Genomic DNA, 7,758 nt, shown 5'->3' with positions numbered 1-7,758 from the left:
CACGACGGGCGCAGCCTCGGCGCTAGCGGCCGCCTTGGTGCGGCGCTTCGGCTTGGTGGCGACCTCGCCCGCTTCCACGGGCTTCGTCTCGTTCTGTTCAGTAGTCATCATTCGTATCTTTATTGTGCAGACCCGGCCCAGCGTCGGCCGCCGTCTCCCGGTCATGAATCGGGACTTCAACAGGTGAAGTAATCGTTTCCGTGTCGTCGGCGGGCATGGGGACGTCCGCCTTGTCAAAATTTTCTTTCAGCGCCGCTTCCAGGGCTTCCAGGCTGCGGCTGTCCGGCGCATCCGCCACTTCCTGCAACGGCGGCAGCTGGGACAGCGAAGCCAGGCCGAGGTCGTCCAGGAACTGCTTGGTGGTGCCGAGCAGGGCCGGCCGTCCCACCACTTCGCGGTGGCCGACCACGTCGATCCAGCCACGGTCTTCCAGCATCTTGATGGTCTGCGAATTGACCGCGACGCCGCGGATCTCCTCGATGTCGCCGCGCGTCACCGGCTGGCGGTAGGCGATGATCGCCAGCGTTTCCAGGGTCGCACGCGAATACTTGGGCGGCTTTTCCGGCGCCAGGCGGTCGAGATAGACCTTCATCTCGGGCCGGCTCTGGAAGCGCCAGCCCGACGCCAGGCTGACGATCTCGATGCCCCGGTCCTGCCAGTCCAGGCGCAGTTCCTCGAGCAGGATCTTGATCGTGTCGCTGCCCACGCCGGCGCCGATCTGGCGCCCGTTGGCGTCGACTTCGGCGAACAGCTTCTTCATGCCATGGATCGACATCGGCTCCCGGGCGCACAACAAGGCGGTCTCGAGGACCCGCTTGGCCTCGTCTGTATTCATATCACGATGTCGTCAGGCTCGAATGCAAAGAACATCAAACAATACCGGGTTAGCAGACCAGCGCGGAGACATCGCGGATGTCCGGCGTTCGGCGGGCCGGAATGGGCGCGGCCGCCACGGTCTACTGCGTTCGTCAAACTGGAATCAAGGGCCCGGGCTTGGACGCATCGGGCTGACATTACGTGGCAGGCAGGGACTAGGGACCTGCGCTACGCAGGCTGCCCGCCGGATGGCTGGGCTGCTCGCTGTCGAGTTTCAAGCGAAACGCGGGCTCGGCTTCACGAGGATACCGGGCGCTTGGAACGCACGGGCGTGAGCGGACAACGTCGTTTCATTCAACTGCCGGCCATTGTAACCGATAAAACCCTCTACTACGCAAGGGTTTCGGAGGCGCATGCGCGCGATTTGGCTCAGCCGGACAGTTTTTCCGACAAAATCGCCGATACGCCCAGGAAGGCCGGGTAGTCGGCGGTGATCACATAAGTCGGAATCTGGCCCAGGTAGCCGGCAAAACGGCCCTTCTGCTCAAAGCGGCTGCGGAAGGACGAGCGCGCGAAGCGTTCGCCCAGGCGCGGCACGATGCCGCCGCCGATGTAGACGCCGCCCTGCGCGCCCAGGGTCACCGCCAGGTTGCCGGCCACGGTGCCGAGCATGCCGCAGAAGGCTTCCACGGTCTCGTCGCACAGCGCGCACTCGCCCGCCAGGGCGCGGCGCGAGATTTCCGGGGCCGCCAGGCTCTCGCCCGGACGGCCGGCGCGGTCGGCCAGCGCGCGGTAGATCAGTTCCACGCCGGCGCCCGACAGCAGGCGCTCGGCCGAGACGTGCTCGAACTCGCGCCAGGCGAACTGGAGGATCGCCACTTCGGTCTCGTTGGCCGGCGAGAAGGTCACATGGCCGCCCTCGCTGCGCAGCGCGGTCCAGCTGGCGCCGCAGGGGATCAGGCCGGACACGCCCAGGCCGGTGCCGGCGCCCAGCAGGCCCAGGGGCGCATCCGCCACCGGGGCGCCGCCGCCGATCTGCAGCTTCTGGCCGCCCAGGTGGGGCAGCGAGCGCGCCAGCGCGGAGAAATCGTTGACCACTTCCAGGATCTCGAAACCGCACTCCTGGCGCAGCGCCTCGATCGAGAACTCCCAATGATGATTGGTCATGCGCACGTAGTCGCCCACCACCGGATTGGCGATGGCGATCGCGGCATGGCGCACCGGACCGGGATTGGCCTCGGAGACTGCCGGCGAAGCCAGGTAGGCGCGCACGGCGGCGGCCAGGGACAGGTGATCGTTACAGGCCAGCACCTCGATCAGTTCGATCCGGCCCGGCCCGAACTCGAGGGCGAAGCGCGCATTGGTGCCGCCGATATCGGCAAGCAGGCGGGCGCCGCCGGCATGGGTGACGGACGCGGAGCTGGCGGTGAGCGAGGAAGCAGTCATTGCAGATCAAAAAGAAGCGATGATCAAGCTTACTAAACTTTTTGCTGCGATTACAAGAAGATTTTGTAGTTTAGGTACAGGCAGCCGCTTAAGGGACCGAATTCCGCACAAACTGTGCATCAAAAATGTAGTAGTCCGACTACTTCATCGAAAAGGAAGAGGAAACGGGCACGCCGGCCCGCTGCCGGGAGGCGCGGCCGGGGATGCAGGAAGGGAGGTCAGCAGGTCGCCGGGTCGAGGGCGGCGTCGGGATCGTGATGCGCGTTCCACGCGTCGAGCCCGCCCTTGAGCGGACGGGTGCGGTGGAAGCCGTTGGCAAGGAACTGCTTGGCCACCTCGGCGGCCGTGACGTCGTTGGGGCAGCTGCAGTAGACGACGATGTGGCGGTCGCGGTCGAGCGAGGCCATCAGCTGGTCGGGCTGGCAGGCCTGGTACACGATGGCGCCCGGAATCGCCGCCTCCAGCTGCTGGGCGGTCAGGCTGCGGGCGTCGATGATGAGGGGCTGGTGGCCGCCGTCGATCAGGCCCAGCAGTTCGCCGACCTCGATGCGCGGCATGGACGTGCGGGCGCGGTGGCGACGGCGCTCGATGTACTTGACCACGATGAACAGGCCCAGCAGGCAGAGGACGACCGAGAGCGCGGTGCTGCCCATGGTCGAGAGCAGGTCCAGCACCGTGTCGATGCTGTCGTGGAACAGCGAACCCAGCAGGATGCCGGTGCCGCTCCACAGCGCCGCGCCGGTGATGGAAAACGCCAGGAACTGACGGGTGTGGGTGCCCATGGCGCCCGACAAGGGGGCGGCGATGGTGTTGAAACCGGGGATGAACTTCGACACCAGCAGCGACTTGACGCCGAAGCGGCGGAAGCGGTCTTCGGTCTGGTTGACGCAGGAATCGGGGGACAGCGAGATCTTGCACAGCAGCCGCAGGATACGCTTGCCGTAGAAGCGCCCGGCGCGGAACCAGAACAGGTCGCAGATCAGGCAGGCGCCCACCGCCGCGGCCAGGCACAGCTCCCAGCTGACCCCGCCGTCGACCGCGACCGCGCCGGCCACGATGAGGATCGGATAGGCGGGGATAGGCAGGCCGAACTGTTCGACAAGGACGATGCCGAACACGATCAGCACGCCGTACATCTGGATCAGGTCGGATAACGGGGGCATTGTTCTATATTAGCCCAATTCAGAAGCGCTCACAGGGCGGCGCTGGAGGCGGTTTGGCATATTCGCAACGGTGAGTGCCGAGCGTGCGCACAGCACACTTAACACGTTAGTCCCGCAGCCCCAAGACCGTCATTCCGGCGGAGGCCGGAATCCAAGTTTGCATGCATATCGGCTCGGTTTGATTTGGACGGCTGCTCGACGAACTTGGGTTCCGGCCTTCGCCGGAACGACGGTTTTGCGGGTGCGGGACCTGCGCGCAGAACCGCCGCTACGCCCCGCGCGGAATCGCCGCCAGCAGCGAGCGCGTGTATGGATGCTGCGGATCGCGGTACAAGTCGTCCGAATCCGCCATCTCGACCACGCTGCCGTGATGCATGACCATCACCTGGTCGGAGATGTACTTCACCACCGACAAGTCGTGCGAGATGAAGATGTAGCTCATCCCGTACTCGTCCTGCAGATCCTGCAGCAGATTCAGCACCTGGGCCTGGACCGACACGTCCAGCGCCGACACCGATTCGTCGCACACCAGGATCTCCGGCTTCATGGTCAGGCAGCGCGCGATCGCGATGCGCTGGCGCTGCCCGCCCGAGAACTCGTGCGGATAGCGGTGATAGGCCTGCTCCGGCAGCCCCACCCGCCTGAGCAGGGTATGCGCCATCTCCACGCGCTCGGCATCGCTGGCGCCGATGCGGTGGATGCGCATCGGCTCGAGCAGGATCTGGCCCACCGTGAAGCGCGGGTTGAGCGAGGCGTAGGGATTCTGGAAGATGATCTGGATGCGCCGCTTGTAGGGCTGGTAGTCGCGGTCCGACATCGTCACCAGGTCGCGCCCTTCGAACAGCGCACTGCCGCCAGTGGCGCGGTGCAGGCGCAGCAGGGTGAGCCCGACCGTGGTCTTGCCCGAGCCCGACTCGCCCACCACGCCCAGGGTCTTGCCGCGCCCCAGCGTGAAAGAGACATCCTTGACCGCCTTGAACTCGCGCTTGCCGAACAGGCCTTCGCGCAGCCAGAAGCTCTTGGCCAGGTTCTTCACCACCAGCACCGGCCGGTCCTGGGCCGAGCTTCCGCGTTCGCGCTGCTCCAGCGCCGCGCCAGGCACCACGCTGCCGCTCATGAAGTCGTCGATCACCGGCAGCCGCACCGGCCGCTCGTCGAGCCTGGGCCGGCAATGCAGGAGCGCGCGCGTGTAGGCATCGCGCGGCGCCCCGAACACCTGGGCCGCCTCTCCTTCCTCGCGCACCACGCCATGGCGCATCACGATCACGCGGTCGGCGATCTCGCCCACCAGGCCCAGGTCGTGGGTGATGAACAGCACCGCCATCTGGTGCTTCTTCTGCAGCCGCGCGATCAGCTCCATGATCTGCTTCTGGATGGTGACGTCCAGCGCCGTGGTCGGCTCGTCGGCGATCAGGAGCTTGGGCTCGCAGGCGATCGCCATCGCGATCATCACGCGCTGCTGCTGGCCGCCCGACATCTGCGAGGGATAGGCGTCGATCTTGTTGTCGGGATCGGGAATGCCGACCTCGGCCAGCAATTCCAGGGTGCGGGCGCGCGCCGCGCGCTTGTCCATGCCCATGTGCAGGCGCAGGACTTCGCCGATCTGGAAGCCGACCGTGAACACCGGATTGAGCGAGGACATCGGCTCCTGGAAGATCATCGCGATCTCGCGCCCGCACAGCTTGCGGCGCTCGGCAATGGGCAGTCCGAGCAGTTCGCGGCCGTCGAAGCGCACGCTGGCGCCCTCGTGCACGATGGTGGTGTCGGGCGGCAGCAGGCCCATCACGGCCAGCGAACTGACCGACTTGCCGCTGCCGGATTCGCCCACCAGCGCCACGGTGGCGTTCTTCGGCACATCGAAGGAAATGCCCTTGATCGCTTCGACCGTGGTCTTCTTGTCGACCCTGAAGGAGATGCGCAGGTCGCGCACAGACAGCAGCATGGAGGAATCCTGGTTCATATCACTTCAGCTTCGGGTCGAGGGCGTCGCGCAGCGCGTCGGCGAACAGCGAGAAGGCCGTCACCAGCAATGCCATGGCGCCGCTGGCCGCCGCCAGCTGCCACCACTTGCCCAGGATGAGTTCGTTCTGCGCCTCGTTCAGCATGCTGCCCCAGGACACCACGCCGACCGGTACGCCGAAGCCCAGGAAAGACAGGATCACCTCGGCCTTGATGAAGCCGACCACCAGGATCGACATCTGCACCAGCGCCACGTGCGAGACATTCGGCAGGATGTGGCCGAACATGCGGCGCCAGCCGGAGGCCCCGATGGCGTCGGCCGCCATCACGTATTCGCGCGCCTTGTGCTTCATGTACTCGGCGCGCATCAGGCGGTAGGGCCCGGTCCAGCCGGTGAGGCCCAGGATCAGGACGATGGTCGTCACGCCCTTCTGCTGCAGCACGGCGGCCACGGTGAGGATCATCAGGATCGAGGGAATCGAGGTGAAGACGCTGTAGAACCAGTTGAACAGGTCGTCGACGAGGCCGCCGTAGAAGCCCGAGACGGCGCCGAACACGGTGCCCAGCGCGACCGCGACGAAGGCCGCGACCAGTCCCACCACGATCGAAGTCTCGCCGCCCTTGATGGTCTTCTTGATGACGTCATGCCCCCATTTGTCGGCGCCGAAGGGCAAGGTGGTGCGCTTTTCCGCCGGCGGCCCGGATGCCGCCGCCTGCGCCTTGAGCTCGGCCAGCTCGGCCGCCAGCGGATCGAAGGCGTTCGGCGGGACCGGGCGCGGCGCCTGGGCCGCGGCCAGGGCGCGGGTGGCGGCGTCGGCGCCGACGAAGCTGGGTGGCGCATAGTTGACGGCGACTTCTTCTTCCCAGTCGGCGGCCACCAGGCCGGCGCTGGAGAGCAGCAGCAGCACCAGGAAGCCGGCCACCACGGCCAGCGCAGCCATGGCGATGCGGTCCGCGCGCAGGCGGCGCCAGGCCAGGGTCCACAGGCCGGGGGATGCGGGATGCGTGGTCATGGTCGAGACTGGATTCATTTGAGCTGCACGCGCGGGTCGACCGCCTGGTACAGCAGGTCGGCCAGCAGGTTGAAGACCATGGTCGCGGCGGCCACGTAGACCGTGATCGCCTTGATGACCGGGAAGTCGCTGCGCTCCACCGCCAGGATCACTTCGCGCCCGATGCCGGGAATGCCGAAGAAGCGCTCCAGCAGGAAAGCGCCGATCAGGAGCGCCGGCAGGTTGGCCATGACGTGGGTGATGATCGGGATCGCGGCATTGCGCAGCACGTGCACCCAGACGATGCGGCGCTCGGCCAGGCCCTTGGCGCGCGCGGTGCGCACGTAGTCCTGGCCCACTTCGTCGAGCACGAAGCTGCGGTACAGGCGCAAGGTGGGCGCGACCGACACCGCCAGGCCGATGATGATGGGCAGCAGCGCATAGCGCAGCAGGTTCTCGCCCAGCGACTCGCCCCAGCCCTGCACCGGGAACAGGCCCAGCTTGTAGGCGAAGAAGTACTGGAACACGATGATGTAGACCAGGATCGAGATCGACATGCCCACCGTGCACGCGACCATCACGGCGCGGTCCGTCAGCGATCCGCGCACGAAGGCGATGCCGAGGGCCAGCGCGATGCCGAACAGGGTTTCGAGCACGGTCAGCGGAACCAGCACGGTCAGCGACGGCCCCAGCCGGCTGGCGATGATTTGCGAGACCGGCTCGCCGGTGCTCCAGGCGTTGCCGAAGTCGAAGGTGAGGATCTGCTTGACGAAGATCCACAGCTGCACCGTATAGGGCTGGTCGGTGCCGAGCTGGCGGCGGATGTTCTCGATGGCGGCCGTGTCCGCCATCTTCCCGGCCAGCAGGTAGGCGGGATCGCCGCCGACCCAGTTGAACAGCGCGAACACCAGCACGACGACGCCCGCCATGGTCGGCAGCATCTGCCACAGCCGGCGGAGGATATAAGCGATCATGAAACTCCCGATTGGCGCCGGCGCGTGCGCGCCGGCTTGCCGTCCAGCCACCCGAAAAGGCGACACCCTACCTGAAACCAGCGCGCCCTGCCCGGCCGCGCGCCGTGGACAGGATACAGACTGGGCAAGCTCCCCGCGTATAAAAAGGTGACGCCCAGTCATTACCTTTTTTTATTTCCCAGCCATAACACGAAATGTTACTCAAGTAAATCTTGCGGTGCACACAGTTGTTTTTTTTACTTGCCTAATTTTTACAATTGACAATATATGCACCCAAATGTTTTTATTTCCTTGCGGTAAAGATGCCGTTTTAACATGACGGCTTGTATCAACGACTGTGCCGGCGGTCGTCGCTGGCAGAGCTAACTGGGAAACTCACATGATGGTTGAAACAGTTTTATCTCGTTC

General features: G+C 65.6%; 6 protein-coding genes. All 6 read right to left on the bottom strand.

Translation table 11 applies throughout. The features are described from left to right. Positions 1–97 precede the first annotated feature (97 nt). The 6 genes from scpB to J8847_RS17910 all read right to left on the bottom strand — a co-directional run bounded on the left by scpB (position 98) and on the right by J8847_RS17910 (position 7,350). Positions 98–835 (bottom strand): SMC-Scp complex subunit ScpB, encoded by a 738-nt coding sequence (scpB, locus tag J8847_RS17935; RefSeq protein ID WP_211526074.1) that lies wholly within the window; start codon positions 833–835, stop codon positions 98–100. A 410-nt stretch (positions 836–1,245) separates the two neighbouring features. After that, entirely contained in the window at positions 1,246–2,262 is a 1,017-nt protein-coding gene (locus J8847_RS17930; protein ID WP_211526073.1) for a glucokinase, read from the bottom strand. Between the two features lie 218 nt (positions 2,263–2,480). Beyond that, positions 2,481–3,425 (bottom strand): VTT domain-containing protein, encoded by a 945-nt coding sequence (locus J8847_RS17925; RefSeq protein ID WP_211526072.1) that lies wholly within the window; start codon positions 3,423–3,425, stop codon positions 2,481–2,483. Between the two features lie 268 nt (positions 3,426–3,693). After that, complete coding sequence (locus J8847_RS17920; protein WP_211526071.1) at positions 3,694–5,385, bottom strand: ABC transporter ATP-binding protein; 1,692 nt, start codon at positions 5,383–5,385, stop codon at positions 3,694–3,696. 1 nt (position 5,386) lies between these two features. After that, positions 5,387–6,415 (bottom strand): ABC transporter permease, encoded by a 1,029-nt coding sequence (locus tag J8847_RS17915; protein ID WP_211526070.1) that lies wholly within the window; start codon positions 6,413–6,415, stop codon positions 5,387–5,389. Next, positions 6,412–7,350: an ABC transporter permease gene (locus tag J8847_RS17910; protein WP_211526069.1), complete on the bottom strand. Its 939-nt coding sequence runs from the start codon at positions 7,348–7,350 to the stop codon at positions 6,412–6,414. The genes J8847_RS17915 and J8847_RS17910 overlap by 4 nt, the downstream gene beginning before the upstream one ends. Positions 7,351–7,758: the final 408 nt, after the last annotated feature.

Source organism: Massilia sp. AB1 (assembly GCF_018119385.1).
Lineage (GTDB): Bacteria > Pseudomonadota > Gammaproteobacteria > Burkholderiales > Burkholderiaceae_D > Telluria.
This window is presented reverse-complemented; position numbering and strand designations above follow the sequence as displayed.

Bases quoted from the DNA above. Each gene is read 5' to 3' on its own strand.
- J8847_RS17930 (WP_211526073.1), bottom strand. From the start codon at position 2,262: ATGACTGCTTCCTCGCTCACCGCCAGCTCCGCGTCCGTCACCCATGCC.
- J8847_RS17915 (WP_211526070.1), bottom strand. From the start codon at position 6,415: ATGAATCCAGTCTCGACCATGACCACGCATCCCGCATCCCCCGGCCTG.
- J8847_RS17920 (WP_211526071.1), bottom strand. From the start codon at position 5,385: ATGAACCAGGATTCCTCCATGCTGCTGTCTGTGCGCGACCTGCGCATC.
- J8847_RS17925 (WP_211526072.1), bottom strand. From the start codon at position 3,425: ATGCCCCCGTTATCCGACCTGATCCAGATGTACGGCGTGCTGATCGTG.
- scpB (WP_211526074.1), bottom strand. From the start codon at position 835: ATGAATACAGACGAGGCCAAGCGGGTCCTCGAGACCGCCTTGTTGTGC.
- J8847_RS17910 (WP_211526069.1), bottom strand. From the start codon at position 7,350: ATGATCGCTTATATCCTCCGCCGGCTGTGGCAGATGCTGCCGACCATG.